Source organism: Aequorivita viscosa, assembly GCF_900106795.1.
Lineage (GTDB): Bacteria > Bacteroidota > Bacteroidia > Flavobacteriales > Flavobacteriaceae > Aequorivita > Aequorivita viscosa.
In genome coordinates this window covers 124,268-146,540 of record NZ_FNNS01000003.1, presented here as the reverse complement: position 1 = coordinate 146,540, position 22,273 = coordinate 124,268, and the positions used below count along the sequence as shown (strand labels likewise).

15 protein-coding genes are annotated in these 22,273 nt (G+C 37.2%); 7 read left to right on the top strand and 8 right to left on the bottom strand.

Features of this window, described 5'->3' with window-relative positions; translation table 11 throughout:
* Positions 1 to 210 precede the first annotated feature (210 nt).
* The 3 genes from BLW28_RS02620 (at position 211) to BLW28_RS02610 (ending at position 3,042) form a co-directional block, all read left to right on the top strand.
* Complete coding sequence (locus BLW28_RS02620) at positions 211 to 1,329, top strand: metal ABC transporter permease (RefSeq protein WP_073214995.1); 1,119 nt, start codon at positions 211 to 213, stop codon at positions 1,327 to 1,329.
* Complete coding sequence (locus BLW28_RS02615; protein WP_073214991.1) at positions 1,322 to 2,482, top strand: metal ABC transporter permease; 1,161 nt, start codon at positions 1,322 to 1,324, stop codon at positions 2,480 to 2,482. Before BLW28_RS02620 ends, BLW28_RS02615 begins: the two co-directional genes overlap by 8 nt.
* 122 nt (positions 2,483 to 2,604) lie before the next feature.
* Positions 2,605 to 3,042: a hypothetical protein gene (locus tag BLW28_RS02610; RefSeq protein ID WP_073214988.1), complete on the top strand. Its 438-nt coding sequence runs from the start codon at positions 2,605 to 2,607 to the stop codon at positions 3,040 to 3,042.
* Positions 3,043 to 3,256: 214 nt separating this feature from the next.
* Here the strand turns inward: BLW28_RS02610 and feoB are convergent, their stop codons facing one another.
* The 3 genes from feoB to BLW28_RS02595 form a co-directional block, all read right to left on the bottom strand.
* Positions 3,257 to 5,356 (bottom strand): ferrous iron transport protein B, encoded by a 2,100-nt coding sequence (gene feoB / locus BLW28_RS02605; RefSeq protein WP_073214985.1) that lies wholly within the window; start codon positions 5,354 to 5,356, stop codon positions 3,257 to 3,259.
* A 39-nt stretch (positions 5,357 to 5,395) separates the two neighbouring features.
* On the bottom strand, positions 5,396 to 5,620 hold the full coding sequence (locus BLW28_RS02600) for a FeoA family protein (protein ID WP_073214982.1): 225 nt from the start codon (positions 5,618 to 5,620) through the stop codon (positions 5,396 to 5,398).
* Positions 5,621 to 5,809: 189 nt separating this feature from the next.
* Positions 5,810 to 6,475, bottom strand: coding sequence for an SCO family protein (locus tag BLW28_RS02595; protein ID WP_073214979.1), 666 nt, complete (start codon positions 6,473 to 6,475; stop codon positions 5,810 to 5,812).
* A gap of 181 nt (positions 6,476 to 6,656) precedes the next feature.
* On the opposite strand from BLW28_RS02595, the gene BLW28_RS02590 reads away from it, so the two are divergent.
* Both BLW28_RS02590 and rseP read left to right on the top strand, forming a co-directional pair.
* Positions 6,657 to 8,588, top strand: a complete 1,932-nt coding sequence (locus tag BLW28_RS02590) for a M1 family metallopeptidase (RefSeq protein ID WP_073214964.1) — start codon at positions 6,657 to 6,659, stop codon at positions 8,586 to 8,588.
* A gap of 178 nt (positions 8,589 to 8,766) precedes the next feature.
* Positions 8,767 to 10,092 carry an RIP metalloprotease RseP gene (rseP, locus tag BLW28_RS02585; RefSeq protein ID WP_073214961.1) on the top strand — a complete coding sequence of 442 codons (1,326 nt, stop codon included), beginning with the start codon at positions 8,767 to 8,769 and terminating at the stop codon, positions 10,090 to 10,092.
* Between the two features lie 599 nt (positions 10,093 to 10,691).
* Here the strand turns inward: rseP and BLW28_RS02580 are convergent.
* The 4 genes from BLW28_RS02580 to BLW28_RS02565 all read right to left on the bottom strand — a co-directional run bounded on the left by BLW28_RS02580 (position 10,692) and on the right by BLW28_RS02565 (position 17,608).
* Entirely contained in the window at positions 10,692 to 14,180 is a 3,489-nt protein-coding gene (locus tag BLW28_RS02580; RefSeq protein ID WP_073214958.1) for an efflux RND transporter permease subunit, read from the bottom strand.
* A gap of 14 nt (positions 14,181 to 14,194) precedes the next feature.
* Complete coding sequence (locus BLW28_RS02575) at positions 14,195 to 15,355, bottom strand: efflux RND transporter periplasmic adaptor subunit (protein WP_073214955.1); 1,161 nt, start codon at positions 15,353 to 15,355, stop codon at positions 14,195 to 14,197.
* Positions 15,356 to 15,624: 269 nt separating this feature from the next.
* Positions 15,625 to 17,004 carry a TolC family protein gene (locus tag BLW28_RS02570; protein ID WP_073214952.1) on the bottom strand — a complete coding sequence of 460 codons (1,380 nt, stop codon included), beginning with the start codon at positions 17,002 to 17,004 and terminating at the stop codon, positions 15,625 to 15,627.
* Complete coding sequence (locus BLW28_RS02565) at positions 16,994 to 17,608, bottom strand: TetR/AcrR family transcriptional regulator (protein ID WP_073214949.1); 615 nt, start codon at positions 17,606 to 17,608, stop codon at positions 16,994 to 16,996. The genes BLW28_RS02570 and BLW28_RS02565 overlap by 11 nt, the downstream gene beginning before the upstream one ends.
* 155 nt (positions 17,609 to 17,763) lie before the next feature.
* Between BLW28_RS02565 and BLW28_RS02560 the strand changes: the two genes are divergently transcribed.
* Entirely contained in the window at positions 17,764 to 18,738 is a 975-nt protein-coding gene (locus tag BLW28_RS02560; RefSeq protein ID WP_073214945.1) for a polyprenyl synthetase family protein, read from the top strand.
* Here BLW28_RS02560 and BLW28_RS02555 read toward each other — a convergent pair.
* Positions 18,735 to 19,265 (bottom strand): alpha-ketoglutarate decarboxylase, encoded by a 531-nt coding sequence (locus tag BLW28_RS02555; protein WP_073214942.1) that lies wholly within the window; start codon positions 19,263 to 19,265, stop codon positions 18,735 to 18,737. The genes BLW28_RS02560 and BLW28_RS02555 overlap by 4 nt on opposite strands.
* A gap of 114 nt (positions 19,266 to 19,379) precedes the next feature.
* Here BLW28_RS02555 and BLW28_RS02550 point away from each other — a divergent pair, with 114 nt between their 5' ends.
* On the top strand, positions 19,380 to 22,154 hold the full coding sequence (locus BLW28_RS02550) for a 2-oxoglutarate dehydrogenase E1 component (protein ID WP_073214939.1): 2,775 nt from the start codon (positions 19,380 to 19,382) through the stop codon (positions 22,152 to 22,154).
* Positions 22,155 to 22,273: the final 119 nt, after the last annotated feature.

Here is a 22,273-nt window from a genome sequence, read left to right as displayed (position 1 = left end):
TGTAGGTATTAATGAAACGACTGAAATCTCCTTTATTTTTTGAAACTATAGACCTAATTATGAAGTATGATGATTACAGCACCAAAGTTTTAGCACTAAAAAAATAGACCTACAAGGTTTTGGAAACCTTGTAGGATGAAAAATATACCTATAAAGAAATAATTATATCGCAACCATCTACCGTCTACCGTCTAAAGACTACCAACTATTATGACTGAATATTTCAATCTTCTCTGGCACGATTACACCTTGCGCACCATAACTTTGGGAACAGCGGTTCTTGGGGCAATATGTGGCATGTTAGGAAGTTTTGCCGTGTTGCGGAAGGAGAGTCTGTTGGGCGATGCCATTTCGCATGCCGCACTCCCGGGAATTGCGTTGGCGTTTATAATCACCGGAGCGAAAGATTCAGCAACACTACTCTTGGGGGCATTGGTAAGTGGTTTAATTGGAACGTATTGGATTCGTGGAATAACTTCCAAAACCCATTTAAAAAGTGACACAGCCCTAGGACTTATCCTTTCCACTTTTTTTGGTTTTGGAATGTTGCTATTGACGTTTATTCAGAAACAACCCAACGCCAATCAGGCTGGATTGGATAAATATCTTTTTGGACAAGCTGCAACTTTGGTCGAAAGTGATGTAAAATTGATGGTCATTGTTACTGCAGTATCGTTGGTTGTACTTCTTCTTTTTTGGAAGGAATTTAAAATCCTACTCTTCGATCCAGACTATACCAAAACGATTGGCTTCAACACAAAGTTTATAGATGTATTAGTTACATTTTTTATTGTTCTTGCTATTGTTCTTGGATTGCAAACTGTGGGTGTTGTGCTTATGAGCGCAATTCTCCTCGCCCCTGCCGCAGCTGCGAGACAATGGACAAATAGTTTGAGCACCATGGTTTTATTGGCAGGATTGGTTGGAGCACTGTCCGGTATTTTTGGCACTGCAATCAGTGCGAGTCAAGACAATCTTTCAACAGGACCGGTAATTGTTTTGGTGGCAAGCGTTTTTGTTTTGTTCTCATTAATATTCGCCCCTGGAAGAGGGTTGTTATTTAGAGAAATCCGTTTTAGAAATAATAGAAAAGACTTAGAACTGATGAAAACACTTCAGTTTATGTATGATATTGCACGCGATCACGAAAACATTTCGCATCCGCATGCTATTCGTATTCTCAACAATTTTCAAGGATACACAAAGGGTTCGCTCAAAAAACTAGAAAATGAGGACTTGATAACACTTGATGGACCCGACTGGGCATTGACTCAAAAAGGATTCGATACGGCAGCCGAAATGTATAATCAACATATGAACAATGAGTAGTCCACAGATAGAAATACAGATTATAGCTGCTGTTGTAGCGATGGCTTGTGCTATTCCGGGCGTGTTTCTGGTATTGCGCAAAATGGCATTGATTAGCGATGCCATCAGTCATTCTATTCTTCCTGGAATTGTAATTGGGTTTTTCATCACTCAGGATTTGAATTCGCCATTACTTATTCTTTTTGCTGCGTTTGTCGGGGTTTTAACGGTGGTATTAGTTGAATATATTCAAAAAACTGGTTTGGTAAAGGAAGACACAGCCATTGGTCTTGTGTTTCCCGCACTTTTTAGTATTGGGGTCATTATGATTTCCAAGAATGCAGGCGATGTTCATTTGGATGTAGACGCTGTTTTACTTGGAGAACTTGCCTTTGCACCTTTCGACAGCATGATGATTGATGGAACAGATTGGGGTCCAAAATCGTTATGGATAATGGGAAGTATTTTGATAGTGATTATAAGTCTGTTGCTACTCTTTTTCAAGGAATTGAAAGTAAGCACTTTTGACGCTGGTCTTTCGGCTTCATTAGGGATATCGCCCGTCGTGATTCATTATGGGTTGATGTCTGTTTCTTCTATAACTGTTGTTGGTGCTTTTGATGCTGTTGGAGCAATATTAGTTGTCGCACTAATGATTGCACCGGCCGCAACCGCATATCTTTTAACCGAAGATTTAAAAAGAATGATTGTACTTTCTATTTTTTTCGGAGTGCTTGCGGCCATTTCGGGATATTGGTTTGCCAATTGGTTGGATGCTTCTATTTCGGGATCGATAGCAACAACGTTAGGGATAATTTTTCTGATAGTGTATTTATTCGCGCCAAAAAAAGGTCTTATTTCTGTGCTTTATCGTCAAAAGCAACAACAGATAGAAGTTTCTTTAATTACCTTTCTTCTGCATTTAAACCGGCACGACGAAAAAAGGGAACGGCACATTAATCACTTGCGGGAACATATAGATTGGCAAGAAGCAAAAGCACAAAAAGTACTGAATCTTGCACTCAAAAACAATCTAGTTGAAATTGAAAATGACATTGTGTTCTTAACGGAGAAAGGATTAACATTTACTGAAAAATCGTTGGCATATATAATTGAGAATAAGCACGAGAAAATCGATTCGATGAAAGATGATTTTTTCCTGTTCCGAGGATAGGGGTTTAATCTGTTTGCTATCTTTGAAAACGCTCTTTTTTGAGAAAACTTTACTTTGGTTCTCAATAGAACTCTCAGGTTTTTGAGACCTATGAGGTTTTATTTTTAACGTATCTTTAAAAAATGAAAAAACCATTTACTATGAAATATTCACTTTTATCAATCCTTATACTATTTTCAAGTTTCGCTTTTGGACAGAACGAAAAAGCAAATCCACCAGTAATTGCAGTGAAAATTCCGTTAAATGAGTCGATTGTTCTTGAAGGTGTTTCTATTAAGTTTCTAGAAGTATTGGAAGATTCTCGTTGTCCAGAAGGTGTAAGTTGTATTTGGGCAGGGCGCGCAATTATAAAAGTGGAAGTTACTGCCGATGGCAGAACAAACGAAGAAACCGTTATTTTCGGTGAGCTAAGACCCGGAGAAAAAAAGAATACTACAATTTATAGTTCAAGTAAGTATTCAATTAATGGCATAACGTTAAACCCATATCCAACGGTAGAAAACTCAGAAGGCACAAGTTATGTGTTACTGGTTAGTAAACGAAAAGAAATAGCAAATTAGTGCAAATTACAGCTACCACAGTTTGAATTACCTCCTTTTTTCCCACTCGGTTTACGGTTTTCAAAAATAGGGTTCCACACGAATTTTTTCAGCATAAAGCCAACAGCGAGCGAAAATGTTATTAAAACTAGTATTGTTTGCATGCTATAAAGATAATTAAAAAGCTTCTGACCCTCAATCCGTTCTACTTCAAATCCGTTGGGTTAAATAAGTCTTATTTCAAAAATTGATACGCTGCTAGGGATAAAACATAAGCAATCGCGGTCATTACACCCAATTGCCACATCGGCCACTTCCAGCTATTGGTTTCTTTTCTTACAATAGCAAGGGTACTCATACATTGCATTGCGAAAGCATAAAACAACAACAACGAAATGCCACTCGCAAAGTTAAACAACGGACCGCCTAACACTGGGTTTACCTCTGCTGCCATTCTACTTTTAATAGTTTGTTCGTCGTCACTACCAACGCTGTAAATTGTGGCTAATGTACCTACAAATACTTCCCTTGCTGCGAAGGAACTTACAAGCGCAATTCCTATTTTCCAATCGTAGCCTAAAGGACGCACTGCGGGTTCGATGGCGTGACCAATTCTGCCAATATAGGAATGTTCAAGTTTAAACGAATCTATATGATGTTCAAGTTCTTCGGGCGAAAGGTTTTGAGAAGCGAATTCGGTTTTTACAATGGTCTCGGCATCATTAAATTTCCCTGGCCCGTACGATGCCAAAACCCAAAGGATAATCGAAATGGCAAGGATTATTTTTCCTGCTCCAATCACAAATGCTTTGGTTTTTTCAACCACTGTAATCAGCACGTTTTTTGGAAGCGGAAGTTTATAATTCGGCATTTCGACCACAAAGAAACTTTTGGTTTTAATCTTCAGGATTTTATCCAAGATCCAAGCTGAGAAAATCGCTGCTCCAAACCCGAGAATGTACATAAACATCAAGGTAAGCGCCTGCAAGCTAAAAATTCCTAAGATACGAGTGTCAGGGATTACCAAGGCTATAATAATTAGATATACCGGTAAGCGAGCCGCACAGGTAGTGAATGGCGTAACCAAAATGGTAATTAGGCGTTCCTTCCAATTTTCAATATTACGGGTGGCCATAATTGCCGGAATAGCACAAGCCGTTCCTGCTACCAACGGGACAACACTTTTACCGCTAAGACCAAATCTTCGCATTAATTTATCCATCAAGAATACTACGCGGCTCATATATCCGGTTTCCTCCAAAATGGAAATAAACAGAAATAAAAACGCTATTTGAGGAATAAAAATGACGATTCCACCAATTCCGGGAATAATTCCTTCCGCAATTAAATTGGTAAACTCGCCGGCAGGAAGGGTGTTTTTAGTCCACTCGCCTAAGGAAGCGAACGAGCGATCAATAAAATCCATTGGGTATTCGCTCCAATCGAATATAGCCTGAAAAATCAATAGTAGGATGCCGAAGAAAATAACATAACCCCAGACTTTATGTGTCAACACCCGATCTAAACGACTTCGTAAATCTTTTGCATTTGCAGTGTCTATATGAAGTGTTTCCTTGAGCGTTTCGTTAATATATTGATAGCGAACTATGGTTTCACGCTGTTGCATCCGCTTTAAATTACTAGCAGATTCTGTCTGGAATGTTGCAATTCCCTTTAGTTCGTTTCTGTTAAGTTTTCCAAAGTTGACGTCTTGAGTAATAACCAACCACAATTTATAAAGGTCTTGATTTGGAAACGCTTTTCGCAATCGGTCGAAGTATTCTGGAGCTATGTTCGAAGCGTTTAAACAAGGTTTCGTAGGAAGCTGGTTATAGTTTTCAATCAGTTTTTTAAGATAATCGAACCCTGTGTTTTTTCTAGAACTGATTAGCGCAATTTTGGTATTTAGCTTTTTCTCGAGAAGTGGAACATCCAACGTAATTGCTTTTCTATCCATTCTGTCTGCCATGTTTATGGCTAGAATTGTCGGAATTCCCAAGTCCTTAATTTGGGTGAAAAGCAATAAATTTCGTTTCAAGTTTTCCACATCGGCCACAACAACAGCAACATCTGGGAAATCTTTATCGTTTTTGTTGAGAAGTAATTCAATAACCACATTTTCGTCCAGCGAAGATGCATTTAGGCTATAGGTGCCGGGTAGATCTAGAATGTGGACTGTACAAGCACGTCCGAATTTGCATGTGCCTTGCTTTTTTTCTACCGTAATGCCTGGATAATTTCCAACCTTTTGATTTAAACCTGTTAAACGATTAAAAACAGAGGTTTTACCAGTATTGGGATTTCCAAGAAGCGCAACGTTAATGTGTTTGGCCATACTTTGGCTCCGCTTAGTAGTTAGCGGGTTTTTTAAAAATTATAATAATTCAATTTCAATTTTTCTGGCTGTTTCCAAACGAATTGCAAGATGACTGCCGTTGATGTCTAAATACAAAGGATCTTTAAAAGGAGCTATTTGCACCAATCTTACTTCATTGCCCGGTAAACAGCCCATTTCCAATAACTTTAAAGGCACGGCATCCAAAGAAAATTCTTTGATAATGCCCTTCTGACCAATTTTTAAAGAAGCAATAGTAATCACTTGTCTTTATTTAGATTGAGTTTAAACAAGGCAAAAGTAAGTGTTTTAATTTAAAATGAAGAAGGTGGAATCTAGAATTGTTATACAGAATTCAAACTTCTAGAAAGATTAAGATTTCCAACGCCCTCTAAGCGTTCTCCATACAATTTCAGAAAATAATCTCAAGTGGTTATTGCCAAAAAGAGAAAATTATTCCTCTTGCTTCAATATTTCGATGTCTTCTAATAAAGTTTCAATGGCTTCAGGGTCTGTTCCGTCATAAAACCCACGGATGCGTTTCTTTTTATCCACTAAAACGAAATTTTCGGTATGAATTAAATCGAATTCTTCATAAGGATTGTCTTTAGCAACCAAATAAGATTTTCTGGCAAGATCGTATATTTCTTTTCTATCGCCAGTGACCAAATTCCATTTTGCATCATTCACACCTTTTTCAATAGCATATTTTTTAAGTTGCGGTACGCTATCTATTTCAGGAGTTACAGTGTGTGAAAGCAAGAGAATACTAGCATCATCGGCTAATGATTTCTGAATTTGAGCCATATGATCCGTCATAATTGGACAAATAGTTTGGCAAGTGGTAAAGAAGAAATCGGCTACATAAATTTTGTCTTTGTAATCGTCTTGGGTTACCGTTTTTCCATTTTGATTAATCAAAGAAAAATCGGCAATAGTGTGGTATTTTTTCACGTATTGAAGGGTAGTATCGACCAATTCTGAAGAAACCTCTGCGGGCTGAAAAACCTTTAAGCTCTTTTTAGGATCCATTACTTGGTAAATCGCCGTAATGATAATGGCAGAAAGGAAAAACATTACAATTGCGAAGAATTTATATTTCTTGAAGAAAGAAAGCATGCTGTTAAATTTTAAATCAAATCGACATATTCGTAGGCAAAAATAGTCCCTAATATTTTCAAAATCGATACATTTAACATCAAAACCCCCTAGGCGCGACATCTTAAAATTATATTTCGATACTGAAACAAGAGAATATCATTAGGATGTGCATTTTGAAATTTTAAAAACAACTAATCTGATGAAATTATTTCTATCGTTATCTCTTTTATTTTCTTCTCTAGCTCTATTCTCTCAAAATTCTGATATTAAGCACATAAGCGAAGCTGAAGCTAAATCGGCGTCGAATCATTTTATAGGTGCTCGAAATATGAATACAAATAACTACGATTTAAAATACCATAGGTTAGCGCTGAACGTAGATCCAACACAAGCATATATTTCAGGAACTGTAACATCTCACTTTGAAGCAAAAGAATCTATTGCCACTGTTGTTTTCGAGTTAGTTAACAATATGACCGTTTCGGAAGTTAAACAAAGAGGAGTATCCCTTCCATTTACCCAAAACAGCGACGATGAAGTAGTAATTACTTTGCCACAAGTGCAGCAACAAGGAGTGTTAGATTCGTTAAGTATTAGTTATTCTGGAAATCCCGTTAGTTCTGGATTTGGTTCTTTTGAAGTAAATACTCATAACGGCGATCCTATTTTATGGACACTTTCCGAACCTTATGGAGCAAAGGCTTGGTGGCCATGCAAGCAAGATTTAATCGATAAGGTTGATTCTGTAGATTTCCATATTACCACCCCTCGTTTTAACCCTTCAAATGAAGAATATGTAGCCGTTGCGAATGGTTTGGAAATAAGTCAGACAATTCAAGGCGATACTAAAACAACACATTTTCATCACGGACATCCTATTCCAGCATATTTAATGGCAATTGCGGTTACCAATTACTCCGTGTATTCAGAGACTGTAGAAAACAACGGAAACCCATTCGAAATTGTTAACTATGTTTATCCAGAAGACCTTGCGTATGCACAACAAAATACACCGGTTACGGTAGATATTATGAATCTGTTTGCCGACAAGTTTGAACCCTATCCGTATGCCGATGAAAAATACGGTCACGCCCAAATGGGTTGGGGCGGCGGAATGGAGCACACTACGGTTTCTTTTATGGGAAACTTGAGTCGCGGATTAATTGCACACGAATTAGGCCATCAATGGTTTGGCAACAAGGTAACTTGTGGCAGTTGGCAAGATATATGGCTTAATGAAGGTTTCGCAACGTATATGGCAGGAATGGTCTATGAAAACCTAGATGGTAATGACGAATTTAGAAATTGGAAAATAGGACAGATATATTCAGCAACCGATTACCCCGATGGTTCTGTATATGTTCCTGCCCAAGACACCATCTCTGTAGGCAGGGTTTTTAGCGGAAGGCTTTCGTATAACAAAGCTTCTATGGTAGTACATATGCTTCGAAAAAAACTAGGAGATGCTAATTTTTTTCAAGGCGCAACAAACTATCTAAACGATCCTGCGTTGACCTTTGGATATGCTAAAACTGAAGATCTAAAACGAAATATGGAAGCTGTAAGTGGAGAAGATTTAACTGAATTTATTAATGATTGGATTTATGGTCAAGGCTATCCAAGTTATACTGTTACCTGGAATCAAGCCAATAGTGGCAGTGTGAATGTAAAGATTTCCCAAACGCAAAGTCATTCGTCTGTTTCCTTTTTTGAAGCCCCTGTACCCTTACGATTGAAAGGAAGCCAAGGAGAAACCCTCGATATTATATTGGAAAATACCGTCAATAATCAAACATTCCAGCCATCGGTGAATTTTATGGTTCAGAGCGTCCAATTTGATCCTGAATTCGACCTTATTTCACGAAATAACAATGTTGTATTAGGAACATCAGATATAAATCTGGAAAATGAAATTGTATTGTATCCAAACCCAACTTCTGACATACTTAACATTCAAAAACCAAATGCAGTACAGGTAGATCAAATTAAAATTTATAATGCTTTGGGGCAGTTAATAAGTTCGCAAGAATTTTCTGAAAACCTAGATTTATCTACGTTTACAAATGGTGTGCTTTTTATTCAATTAGAGACTTCGGAAGGTGTAATTAACAAAAGTATTGTAAAGGAATAGCGTTACTACATCATAAAATCGCTATGAAATAACTTCAAAATGTGTGTTAGTTCCCAATTTAGCTGACATATTTCCATTTAAGAAAATTGAATTATAAATAAGCGGCTTGTGTGTTGCTTATTTTTTTTGCCGAGCCGAAAAGATTACTTTTGTGCGCTAATTTTTTTAGAAACAACATATGAGTCCATTTGCTGTTAAGGCTATTCAGCTTCTTTTAAGTTTATCGTTATTAATTGTACTTCACGAATTGGGGCATTTTATCCCTGCCAAATTATTTAAAACTAGAGTTGAAAAATTCTATCTATTTTTTGATGTAAAATTCTCACTTTTCAAAAAGAAAATCGGCGAAACCGTTTACGGAATTGGTTGGCTTCCTTTAGGTGGTTATATTAAAATTGCCGGTATGATCGATGAAAGCATGGATCAAGAGCAAATGGCTGGACCGCCACAACCTTGGGAGTTTAGAAGTAAACCTGCTTGGCAACGACTTATTATTATGCTCGGTGGCGTTACGGTAAATATTATCGTTGGTTTCGTAATATATATGGGAATTCTATATGTCTACGGAAAAAACATTACCACCAATGAAGACCTACCACAAGGTTTTGCAATTACCGAACAATTTGAAGAATACGGCTTTAGAAATGGCGATCAGGTTTTAAAAGTAAATGGTGAACCGTTAGAAAACGTACTAGACATCAATAAATTCATTTTTCTTAGAGATGTTTCCAATGTAGAAGTCAAGCATGCCGATGGAACTATTGAAACCATTCAAGTGCCCGAAGATGCTGGATCGAAAATGTTTCAAAATGGAACAATGCACGCTTTTGAGCCTCGTCGTTCTGCTGTTATCGACACCGTTTTACAAGATCATCCTGCCGCAGCTGCAGGTTTGAAAAACGGGGATGTTATTACTTCCGTGAACGGTCAGTCTATTCAGTATTATGATGAATTTCAAAAATTAATGAATAAAGAAGATGAAAATACCATTGTATTTTTAAGAGGAAGCCAACAAGACACCATTAAGGTTACGCCTAACGAAGAAGGTCTAATTGGTGTAAATTCGCTTGGGAAAGACATTATTTCTCAATTAGGAAAAACTGAAATTACCTATACACTTGGAGAAAGTATCACTGGTGGGTTTAGCTACGGATATTACACATTAAGAGATTATATAGCCCAGTTTAAATATGTATTTACCAAAAAGGGCGCGACTCAAGTAGGAGGCTTTGGCGCCATCGGAAATCTTTTTCCACCTGTATGGGACTGGCAAAGTTTTTGGGCCACTACAGCGTTGATATCTATCATTCTGGCGTTCATGAACATTCTTCCAATTCCTGCTTTAGATGGAGGTCACGTAATGTTCTTGCTTTACGAAATTGTAAGTGGTCGTAAGCCTGGCGATAAGTTTATGGAATACGCTCAAATGGTTGGATTCTTTATTTTAATTGCCTTGGTACTATTTGCCAACGGAAATGATATATACAGATGGCTTTTTGAGTAAAAATTCACTAATTGCAATAAAATCAAACACCCCGTTCGAAAGTTCGGGGTGTTGTTTTTTAAGACTTATCGGGAATGAAAAAGCCGCTTCGGAAAACCCTAAGCGGCTTTAAAATAATTAGATTAGCTTGAGCTGTGTCAAGAACAATACAAGCAAACCATTAACAGCTTAATTAGGGATCAAGAACAGTTGTTGTGTTTATTCAAAGATTGTAGCTTCCCTAAATTGAAAAAATTACATGTTTTTTGCTCCTCCGAACTATGCGGGTTCGACTGGGCTCACCCTGATATAAGTGAGTTTTAAAACAGTGTGTACTATGACAATTTATGCTTCTTGTTTACCATAGCAAAGCGTATTCTAAAAACTTCTTCTTTTACGCTATATAAAAAGAAGGTTGAATGTATGATATATGAATGTAATACGTTTAATATACGCTATAAACACGCTATAAACACGCTATAAATATGCTACAAATACGCTATAAACACGCTATAAAGATGCTGTAATCATACTTTAAATTAAAGGGTACTCGATTTCTGGAGTTGCTATTAGCTTGTTAATGGATAATTGCGAAGGGTGATGAATAAATCTAGAAATGATTATTTTACGACGCTACTCTCTTGAGCTTTCAGTTTTTGGATCTCCTTCATTCTGCGTCTTTTTCTAACTTTCAGTTTCGCTCGATTGACCAAATAGAACATCACAGGAACCACAACGAGTGTTAGGAATGTTGCGAATATCAATCCGAAGATAACTGTCCAAGCTAAGGGTCCCCAGAAAATTACGTTGTCTCCACCAATGTAAATATTTGGACTGTAATCTGTGAATAACCCAAAGAAGTCTATGTTAAGTCCGATAGCTAAAGGTATAAGTCCGAGAACTGTTGTTATAGCCGTAAGCAATACAGGGCGCAAACGTGATTTTCCACCGGCGACTATTAAGTCGAAATATTGACGTTTTACAAGCATATCTTCTGCATCCATCCCTAATTCGTACTTTTTACGATCTATCAGAATTTGGGTATAATCTATTAGAACAATAGCGTTGTTTACCACAATTCCTGCAAGCGAAATAATTCCCATCATCGTCATTATTATAACGAAATCCATTTGGAAGGCAATCATTCCCAAGAATACGCCCGCCAAGCTGAGCACTACCGAAGAAAGAATTATTACAGGTTTTGAAAGTGAATTAAACTGTGCTACCAAAATCAATAAAATTCCACCAAGTGCAAAGAACAATGCTAATACCAAGAAGCCCATATTATCGTCTTGCTTTTCTTGTTCTCCTGTAAAGGCCAAAGTAATACCGCGTGGTAAGTCGTAATTTTGAAGCTCGGCTTTAAGATCATTTACAATTTGGGTTCCGTTATAACCTCCTAAAACATTTGAATAGAGCGTAATTGTTCGTTTAAGATCTTTTCTTTTAATAGAACTAAAAGACGCCGTATTTTTTTTGGAAATAACAGATGAAATAGGAACCTGTACAATTTTTCCTTGATTGTTTCTAAAAGTAATTGGTTGGTTGAAAAGCACACTTTCATTATAACGATATTCGGGTGCTAACCTTACGTTAATTTCATAATCGTCATCGTCTTCTTTATAGGTAGATGCTTCTTCTCCAAAAATGGCACGTCGAAGCGTTTGCCCAATTTGTCCTGATGAAATTCCCACTTGCCCAGCTTTTTCACGGTCTACGCTAATGTTCATTTCAGGTTTGTTTTTATTAACGTCGATTTTGAGTTCTTCAATACCTGCAATGCCCGAGGTTTCAATAAAGGTTCGAAGGTTTTCAGCAGTACGAAGCATTTCATCATAATCATCGCCCCGTAATTCTAGGTTTATAGGATAACCAACTGGCGGACCAGCAGCGTCTTTTTCAACTATGATGGAAGCTCCGGGAAAACCTTTTACTGCCTCTCGCACCTCATCGAGTACATCACTACTTTTTATTCCGCGTCGCAGTTGGAAATCTCGCATGGAAAGCGTTACTTTTCCTTTTTGAGGCATTTCGTTGCTTTGGCCACCATCGGTCATTGGGTTTCCTGCGCCTTGTCCAACTTGCGAAATAGCACTTTCGACCATAAAATTATAGCCGTTATCGTCATATTTTGAAATAGCGTTGTAGATACGCTGTTCTACTTGTTTAGTAAGTTCGTTGGTTTTGGCTATATCTGTTCCCTGAGGATATTCAATATACGTAATAATTTGATTGGGCTGATTTTCAGGAAAGAAGAGCACTTTAGGCTGAACGATTCCAACTAAAACAAATGATACTATTAAAATCGCAATGGTTCCGAAAAGAAAAACATAAGCCTTCTTGCCACGAAGTGCGAATTTTAGGGTGTTTTCATAGATATTTTCTAGTTTTTTAAGCGATTTATACTGAAAATATTCAACAGCTCCCGCCAGTACATATTTATAAAGCCACAACAAAAGTGCTGTTAGAATAGCCAAGTTTCCAAATCCACGGAAAGCGGCAATGTCCATTATAAAACCGGCTACCAAAAGCAACGCTCCTACTCCGAGTAAAATTAAGCTCCAACGAATAAGTTTTCTTTTGGTGAATGCTTCTTCTTCCACTTTCATAAATTCTGATGTAAGCATCGAATTCACTATTAAAGCCACAAAGAGTGAAGATGAAAGCACTACTGAAAGCGTAATTGGGAAATACACCATAAACTTCCCGATGGTTCCAGGCCAAAGTCCTAATGGGAAGAAGGCTGCTAAGGTTGTTGCTGTTGAAGCAATAATAGGCCACGAAATTTCACCCATTCCTTGTTTTGCGGCTTTTCGACGAGACATTCCTTGGCTCATTAAGCTATATACGTTTTCAACAACCACAATTCCGTTATCTACTAGCATTCCAAGCCCCATGACCAATCCGAAAAGCACCATAGTATTCAAAGTGAAACCCATAGCAGAAAGGATGGAAAGCGACATTAACATGGAGAGCGGAATTGCAAATCCAACAAAGAGGGCGTTTCTAAATCCGAGGAAAAACATCAATACGAGAACCACCAAGATTACTCCGAAAATGATGTTGTTAACCAAGTCGTTTACCTGATTTTCGGTTTTGATGGATTGGTCGTTTGTGAGGGTAACGTCTAAACCTTGCGGAAGAAAGTTTTTTTGTTCTTCAGCGACAATGGTTTTGATTTGCTCCACGGCCTCAATCATATTTTTTCCCGCTCGTTTTTTAATATCGAGCATCACTACGGGCTGTCCGTATTCGCGGGCATAGGTTGTGGGGTCTTTTTCTTGAAATTTGATGTCGGCAATGTCTTTTAAGAAAATAATTCCGTCATCTCTTTTAACAACCACTTTTTCCAGTTCTTTCGGATCTTGAATTTCTCCTGTAATACGAATGTTTTTCTGAACTCCGTATGTAATGATATTTCCACCAGAAATGGTAACGTTTTCACCTTTTATTGCATTTATTATGTCGTCAAAACTTACTTGTGATGCCGACATTTTGTATAGATCTACAGCAACCTCAACCTCTTTGTCTTCAACTCCACGGATGGTCGCTTCCTTAATTTCAGGAAGAAGTTCAATTTTGTCTTGAAGGTGTTTGGCGTAATCTTTTAATCGTTGAATTGGGTAATCTCCCGTTAGATTAATATTCAGAATTGGGAATTCTTCAGAAAAATTCAATTCAAAAACATTAGGCTCCACTTTGGCACCATTGGTAAGAACCGGCCACGTTGTTTCGGCTTTTACCTGATCTACCTTGTCTTTGATTAACTGTTTAGCGACGGGAATTTCAACAGTTTCTTCAAACTCAACGATTATAGTAGAATAATCCTGTAAGGTGGTAGAGGTTATTTCCTTTACACCAGCCACGCTCCTAAATTCTTCTTCCAAAGGTTCCGTGATAAACTTCTCCACGTCTTCGGCTGAGTTTCCTGGGTTTATGGAGCTTACATATATCTTGGTTTCTATAATTTCTGGGAACGCCTCTCGCGGCATACTGTAGTAGGCAAAAGCGCCCAAAAACAGTATGATAGACACAATAACGTAGACCGTCATTTTGTTGTCTATGGCCCAAGATGAAATACTAAATTCTTTATACGGATTTTTGCTCATGGTGCAAAAGTTTCTTAGTTTTTAATGATTACTCTTTGGCCATCACGAAGGGTTTTAGCTCCTTCTTTAATAATGGTGTCTCCTTTTTTGATACCCGACTTTACTTCTGTATGGTTGGAATAAGATAATCCGGTTTCAATAATAATACGTTTTGCCTCTCCAATTGAGTCATTAATCGGTTTGTAAATAAATGCAATTGTTTCTCCTTGTGAGTTTTCTTGCAATACATTTTCAGGAACGGTTATGGCATTTTCGGCTTGATAGTCGTTCACTTTTACTGTAGCAATCATATTTGGTTTTACAAGTCCGTCTTTATTCGGAATTTCAATTTCAATCTCGAAACTTCTGTTGTTCGGATTAATATAGTTACTCACTTGGCGTACTTTTCCTGTAAATTCTTCATTGATTGAAGCAAGGTTTACAATTACCATTGTGCCTTCATTTACATTTTTAAGGTAGGTTTCCGGGATCGAAGCCTTCACGTACATATTACTTAAATTCACCAATCGTATTATATCGCTCTGTCCCATTGAAACTACTTGTCCGGGATCGGAAATAACATCATCGACCACTCCACTAAACGGAGCTGTAATTATTGTTTTGGCAAGTTGTGTTCGCAATTGTTGGTTTGCATTTTTAGCTGCGTCATAATTAGACTTTGCTTGCAAATATTGAATTTCAGAACCTATTTTTTGTTCCCACAAACGTTCTTGGCGTTCAAAAGTGGTTTTTGCCAAAGCCATTTGTACTTCCTGTTGTGCTACCTGACTTGAAAGTCCGCCGTCGTCGATTTTTGCAAGACGTTGTCCTTTAGAAACCCTCTGTCCATTTTTTACATAAATATCGGTTAAAACTCCAGAATACTCTGCTTTTAGCACTACGTTTTGATCTGTTTCTACATTTCCTTGCACTTCAACAAAGTGTTTAAAAATGGTGTCTGTAATGACTTCCGCAGTAATTAAAACGGGTTGTTCTTCTTTTTCATGCGAATCGATATACTCGTTGAGTTTATCTAAATCACTTTTCAAATCTCGTTGTTGTTGGTTCAGTTCTGTGCGCTTTTCCTTAATCGCAGCAAGGTCTCCAGACTCGATAATAGCATCGACAGATTTTTTATCGCCACTGCAGGAAATAATGGTTACAAGCGTTATTAGAAGTAAGATTGTTTTTTTCATTGGTGTTTTGTTGGGAAATGAAAGTTTATAGGTTTAATAGTTTATTAGCTGTTGTTGAAAAAGTTTATATGTTTATAGGTTTAATAGTTGTTGTTGAAAAGGTTTATGGGTTTCTATGCTTTTGGGTTTAATAGTCGTTGTTGAAAAGGTGAAAGTTTATGTGATCGTCCTTCCAAATAAACACTTAAACCCCTCAACCCTTAAACTTGTTTTCCCTTTCCACACAATCTTATAAACACTTAAACCCCTCAACTTTTAAGCGTTTTTCTTCAATATTCACCCTTAATTTCTTGATATTTCATTCGCAATTGCGGGGTGTTTAGCACTGTTTCCAAATTCGCTTTTTCATTAATTACATTCAACATTGCTTGAAAGTACTGTTGCTGTGTTGTGTATAATTGAATTTGCGCTTGTCGTAAATCAAAACTGTCGGCAAGGCCTTCGGTAAATTTTACTTGATTCTTGTTTTCAATTCGTTCTGCCAAGGCTAGGTTTTTCTTTGAGTTTTCATAATTATCTATGGCAAATTGATAGTTGCTTTTTGCACTTGCCAAATCCAATTTAATCTGCTGTCTAGTTTGTTCAAAATCTGTTTTTGCTTGGTCTAATGCTATTTTGTGGCGTTGCGTGGCCGCACTTCGCAATCCGCTGCTAAAAATTGGAACAGTTAAATTAATTCCCAAAACCGATGATTGATACCATTTTTGGTCGCCATTAAAGAAAGTAAAATCTTCATTATTGGCTGAAGTTCCATAATTTATAAAAGCCGAAAGACGAGGAAGCGATTTGCTTTTCTGCAATTGCATTTCTAAGAATCTTTGCTCCACCAAATTACTAGCTATTTTAAAATCGACATTGTCCTCGATATTTAACGGCGCCTCCATTAATGATAGACTGATGTTTTGGTTGGTTAATTCGTCTAAGTCATCAGTTAAAATAACTTGTGTTTCAACGTCGATACCTAAAGCAAGATTGAACATTTGCTTGGCGATAGATTGACTTCTTCGAACATTGCTCAGCTGTATTTCAATATCTAAAAGGGTAATTTCAAGCTGCTCTACACTTTCTTCTTCGGTAAGTCCATTTTCAAAAATAGCCCTGATTTCGGTTAAGTTCTTTTCAAGATTTGTTTTATTCTTTTCAAAAATAGCTACGAGTTCTTGGGTTAAAAGCACACTTCCGTAGGCATTGATTACTCCTTTTCGAACTTCCAACCGGGTTTTTTCATTGGCGTTTTCAGAAAAACCTAAAAATGCTTTTGCTGCTTTTAAGCCCACTAAATAACTTCCATCAAAAATAAGCTGATTTAAGGTGGCCACAACATTGGCATTTTGTTTTGTTCCGAAGGTGAGCGGCATAAATGTTCCTGGCTCTCCACCCCCCAACTCGCCTGGAATAAGGGTTACAGGCTGCTTTAAATTGTTGTTATACGATACACTTCCATCTATTTGAGGTAAACCCGTAGCTGTAGTTTCCCATTTTTGCTTCAGGGCTTTGGCTATATCGCGTCGTGCATTCATAGAAACATAACTACTATCTAAGGCGAAAGTAATTGCTTCTTCCAAGGTAAAGGTGAGCGTTTCATTTTCCTGTGAAAAACCTAAGAAGGAAACAAGCAAGAGACTGAAAATTAATAATTTATTCTTCATCTATTCGATTTTCATTTATAAATCTATTGAGACTTAAGGCACCCTTTGTTGTAACGATGCCGCGCAGATGGTATTCTAAATATTCATCTGTTATATATTTTGCCGAATACTTATTTACAGGAAACAGCTTCTGATCTTTAGTCCCTATAATTCCCACAAAATAGAGACGTGCAATAAAATCGGGGTTTAGGTTTTTTCTATATAAACCTTGTTTAATGCCATTGACCAAATTGCGCTTTGTGCATTCCACCATTTTGTCAAACTGATCTTGATGCAAAGCTTTGCTTATTTCAGGATAATATTTTTCGAGCTGATAATGCGATGAAAATTGATCATCGTCTAGTTGATTCATCACAAATTTTTTAATTTCAAAAAGCTCATCAATTGGGTTTTGTTGTCGCGAACAAATGGCATCTATTCCGCTCAAGATATGGTCTTTTAACGCAAAAGTGCATTGCCGTATTAAAGCTTCCTTATTTATAAAGTGAATATAAATTGTTTTTTTAGAAATAGCCATTTCATCGGCAATATCATCCATGGTAACACTCTTAAAACCAAGTTTTAAAAAAAGTGCTGTTGCTTTTTCTATTATTTTTTGCTTCATAAGACGGCGCGAAGATACGTCGCGGAAACTGTTGAAACAAAAATAGTTTCCTAGGTTTTCGTTTTTTTAACGCTGGATTAACATTGCACGCTTTTTAGCATATTAATATGTGGACTTTAACTACGCTTGTTTTACTTTAGCCGAAATTTTTTGTGATGGAAGTTTTAAAAAAATACAATACGGTTCTTGCACAACATTTAGAAAAAGCTGTGAGCAAAGATGAACCGAAACAGCTTTACGACCCTATAAAATATATTTTGTCTATAGGCGGAAAACGAGTTAGACCCGCATTAACTTTATTGGTCTGCGACTTTTTTGATACCGATTTTAACAAAGCAATTCCAGCTGCGCTTGCTGTAGAATTATTTCATAATTTCTCTCTAATCCACGATGATATTATGGACGATTCGCCATTGCGACGAGGAAAACAAACCGTTCACGAAAAATGGGATGTAAACACAGGTATTCTCTCTGGCGATGCCATGTTGATTTTAGCATATCGCTTTTTTGAAGAATATGAACCCGCCATATTTAAAGAACTCGCTGAACTTTTTAGCGAGACCGCTCTTCAGGTTTGTGAGGGGCAGCAACTAGATATAGATTTTGAAACCCGAGATTCGGTTCAAATTTCTGAGTATCTTAAAATGATTGAGCAAAAAACTGCCGTTTTACTGGGTGCAGCTATGCAAATGGGGGCTATTGTAGCAAATGCATCTAAAAAAGACAAAGAAACCATGTATGAGTTTGGAAAAAACCTGGGCATTGCATTCCAACTTCAAGACGACTATCTCGATGTTTTTGGAAACCCTGAAACCTTCGGAAAACAAGTTGGTGGCGATATTATTTCGAACAAAAAAACCTTCTTATACTTAATGGCCGAAAAAAGAAGTACTCCGTCACAAGCTGAAGAACTCACACATCTTTTTAGCATAAATCCTACAGATCCTGCCGACAAGATTAAAACCGTAAGAGAGATTTTTATAGCTTCAAAAACAGCGGAAGACACCCGTTTAGAAATTGAAAAATATAGCAATCTCGCTTATTCGGTATTATACGAAGTAAATATTTCTGAAGATAAAAAGGAACTACTTCGCCAATTTGGTAAAAAACTAATGGAACGCGACGTTTAGAAATAAACTCTCACAAAAGGTACATAAGCATCTGCGTAAATACTCTTTTCCTTATCATAAAGTACGTCGTAACGAATGCCAATGGCAACATTGCCACTGTGAAACCCTACTCCAAAAAACAATCCAGGGTACCAATAGTGCTCTGTAGAATTTAAACCATCAAAGTCATACTTTCTAGATACGCTTAATTCTTCGAACTCTGCAGAAAGTTGAATTTCGGGAATTACATTATAAAGCGCAAGCACACTTCCACCCACGATAGTTGATTTATATCTGTTTTTTAAACTGCTATATGTTCCACTTAGCCCTACGCCCATTGCAAATTGATCGTTGAATTGATAAATAGCACTTGGAGCCAATGTTCCGCTGAAATAACCACTTCCAAAACTAAGTCCAATCCCCCCACCCAAACGAACTGGAGATCTAGGTTTATAGGCATCATTTTGACTCGAAGCTACATGTACTGTCAATAAAAACAATAGCGCTATAAAAAATTTGCCAAGACTCCTAAATACAGTCTTTTCCATTGTGAATACTTTAAGGTTTACAAAACATAAATATATGTTATCCATCCCAGTATTTAAGGTAATTATTGTACTTTTGTACCGTTTTATTAAATAAGTCTCATTTGTATATCAAACATGGATAAATTCTCATTCCTAAACGCGGTTCATCCTTCATACATCGCAGAACTTTACGAAAAATATTTACAATACCCAGATAGTATTGAGCCAAGCTGGAGAGCATTTTTCCAAGGTTACGACTTCGGATCTGAAGCTGGAAGCCAAGAGTTTTTTGCTCCTACCGAGTCTTCAACACAACCACAAGAGTATGACTTGGGGGCTATTTGTTCGGATGTAATCAAGGAGTTTCAAGTAATTCGCCTAATAGACGGATATCGTACACGTGGGCACTTTTTCACAAAAACAAATCCGGTTCGTGAACGCCGACAATACTCCCCCACTTTAGCACTAGAAAATTTCGGACTAACACAAGACGATTTAAAAGCTAAGTTTAGAGCAGGTGAAATTATTGGCCTTGGCGAAACTACTTTAGAAGAAATTATTAGGCATCTCGAAAAAATCTACTGCGATTCTATCGGGATTGAATATATGTTTATCCGAAATCCAGAAGAAATAGAGTGGATTCAAACTAAATTGAATGCAAACGACAATCAACCTGATTTTTCGTCTCAGCAAAAAAAGCACATTCTTAAAAAGTTAAACGAAGCTGTTTCTTTTGAAACATTTTTGCACACAAAATATGTTGGGCAAAAACGTTTTTCGTTAGAAGGTGGCGAAAGTTTAATTCCTGCATTAGACTCACTTATTGAAAATGCTGCTGAGAAAGGCGTCGAAGAATTTGTTATGGGAATGGCGCACCGAGGAAGGTTAAGCACCCTAACCAATATATTCGGAAAAAGCGCTAAAGATATTTTTAGTGAATTTGACGGCAAGGACTATGCCCTAGATATTTTTGATGGCGACGTAAAGTATCACCTAGGTTGGACTTCAAAACGAAAGACCGATTCGGGAAAAGAAATTAACTTGAATATTGCACCAAACCCATCGCACTTGGAAACTGTTGGAGCTGTAGTTCAAGGAATTACAAGAGCGAAACAAGACGATCATCATAAAGAAGAACCAAGTAAGGTACTACCAATAATAGTTCACGGTGATGCTGCAATAGCTGGTCAAGGTTTGGTTTATGAAATTGTGCAAATGGCACAACTAGACGGTTATAAAACTGGAGGTACAATCCATATTGTGGTAAACAACCAAATTGGTTTCACCACGAATTACTTAGACGCACGATCGTCAATTTACTGTACAGACGTGGGAAAAGTAACTTTTTCGCCAATTCTTCACGTAAATGCAGATGATGTAGAAGCAGTAGTACACGCAATGCTTTTTGCATTAGACTTTAGAATGACTTTTGGGCGGGATGTTTTTATAGATTTATTAGGTTATAGAAAATATGGTCATAACGAAGGGGATGAACCTCGCTTTACACAGCCAAAACTTTATAAAGCAATAGCTCGTCATAGCAATCCTCGCGATATTTATAGCAAAAAATTAGTTGCGCAAGGTGTTATTGATGAAAATTACACAAAACAACTAGAAGAAGAGTATAAGGCTAAATTAGAAGAAAATTTAGAAGATTCTAGAAAGGAAGATAAAACCACTGTTACTCCGTTTATGCAAGACGAATGGGAAGGTTATGAATATGTGAAAACGGAAACAATGATGGAGACCGTTGACACTAAAATAGACCTTAACAAGCTTGATGAAATAGCCGAAGTAATTACAAAACTTCCAAAAGAGAAAAAGTTCTTAAGCAAAATTAACAGGCTTATAGAAGCACGACACACCATGTACTTTAAAGATAATAAGTTAGACTGGGCAATGGGCGAGCTCCTTGCCTATGGTTCTCTTTTAAAGGAAGGCCACGATGTGCGAATGAGCGGTCAAGATGTTGAAAGAGGAACATTCTCTCACCGACACGCTGTAATTAAGGTAGAAGACAGTGAAGAAGAAGTGGTGCTTTTAAATGAATTGAAAGGCGATCAAGGCGATTTCTATATTTACAACTCATTACTTTCTGAATATGGCGTTGTTGGTTTCGATTACGGTTATGCAATGGCAAGCCCTAACACACTAACAATTTGGGAAGCGCAATTTGGTGACTTTAGCAATGGAGCCCAAATTATGATAGACCAATATATTTCGGCTGCAGAAGATAAATGGAAACTACAGAATGGTCTTGTAATGTTGTTACCGCACGGTTATGAAGGGCAAGGAGCAGAACACTCTTCAGCCAGAATGGAGCGCTACCTTCAACTTTGTGCTACCGACAATATGTTTGTGGCTAATGTTACAACTCCAGCCAACCTTTTTCATATTTTAAGAAGACAACTAAAAACAAACTATCGTAAGCCTTTAATTATATTTACACCTAAGAGCTTATTGCGCCATCCAAAAGTGGTTTCTACCAAGGAAGAAATGGCCAACGGAAGTTTCCAAATGGTTATAGATGATCCAAAAGCTAAAGCATCAAAAATTAAAACATTGGTTTTTGTTTCGGGTAAATTCTATTACGATTTAATTGAAAAGCGCGAAGAGTTAAAACGCGACGACGTTGCATTTATAAGGTTGGAACAATTATTTCCATTACCGAAAGACGAAATACGCAAAATGCTGAAAAAATACAAGAATGCCGATGATGTTGTTTGGGCTCAAGAAGAACCTAAAAACATGGGCGCTTACTCATATTTGTTGATGCATTTAGAAGAAGCTAAGGATTTTAGAATCTGCAGCAGAAAAATGTATGCCGCTCCAGCAGCTGGAAGTACAGTACGCTCTAAAGCGCGACATGCAAAAGTTATTGAGAATGTTTTTGACAAGAGTATGGATTAAGTATTCTGATATTTATTAATTTTAAACATCATTACGCTTAAAGTCAATAACAAAGTAAATAAAAGGATAATAAATTATTAAAGAATTAAACAGATAAAATTGTCTTCAGTGTTTCAATT